The sequence below is a fragment of the Rhizobium sp. SEMIA 4085 genome, from assembly GCF_013004495.1.
GTDB lineage: Bacteria > Pseudomonadota > Alphaproteobacteria > Rhizobiales > Rhizobiaceae > Rhizobium > Rhizobium gallicum.
Genome location: NZ_JABEPH010000701.1, coordinates 1 through 832 on the forward strand (window position 1 = coordinate 1; position 832 = coordinate 832).

The window sequence follows — 832 nt, forward strand, 5'->3', positions numbered from 1 at the left end:
GCGTGGGGCGGGGACGCTGGACAGGCTGGGCGGCAAGGCTGCCGACATCCGCGCGTCGCTCGCCCAGGAACTTGGACTGACTGACGAGCCTCAATGGCAAAACCAGCGCGCACCAATCGCCGACCTTGCCAACCTCTTTTCGCTGATCACCGGCAGTCTGGGGAAGATGGGCCAGGACATCGCCCTTCTGGCGCAGGCGGGTGGAGAGATCGAACTTGCTGGCGGCGGAAGATCGTCAGCCATGGTGCACAAGCAGAACCCGGTCGGCGCCGAAACGCTTGTCGCTTTTTCCCGCTTCAACGCCGCCCAACTTTCGGCCATCCACCAAGCGCTTGTTCACGAACAGGAACGTTCGGGTGCCGCCTGGACACTTGAATGGCTCGTGCTGCCGCAGATGGTCATGGCGACCGCGGGCGCCCTGCGGCTTGCGCGCGAGCTGACCGGTAATATCCTCCGCCTCGGGGGCTCGTAGGCAAGCTTCCTTCCTCACCCTTTTTGTCAGCCTCAGGCAGATGCTTAACATAATGCACCAGTTATGAATTACCGTATTTATTTCATTTTACATTACCGTTTCGCATGACACACTAACGTGAAATTTAGCTGCGCGCTAACCTGGCGGTGGAGTCCGCAGGGTATAAAGGGAGAGGAAAGATGAGACAGCTGGTTCTGGCCGCTGCGGCGGCAATCATCATGGGCACCGCCGCCTGTGCCGACACGATCAAGGGCGGGGGCGTTGGGCCGCTGTCGGGTCCGGTCGGGCTGCAAGGCAAGAACGGCCAGGCCGGGGGCGACGCCAATCTGGCACCGGAGGGGGGAACGAGCGGCGGCAAGC

General features: G+C 62.0%; 1 protein-coding gene and 1 pseudogene. Both read left to right on the forward strand.

All coding sequences use genetic code 11. The features are described 5' to 3' along the window. Positions 1-472: lyase family protein (locus tag C9413_RS32490; protein ID WP_246703920.1), on the forward strand; the 472-nt coding region annotated here is incomplete at its 5' end. Positions 473-651: 179 nt separating this feature from the next. Beyond that, positions 652-832, forward strand: a pseudogene (locus C9413_RS32495) (ABC transporter substrate-binding protein); the annotation flags it as partial.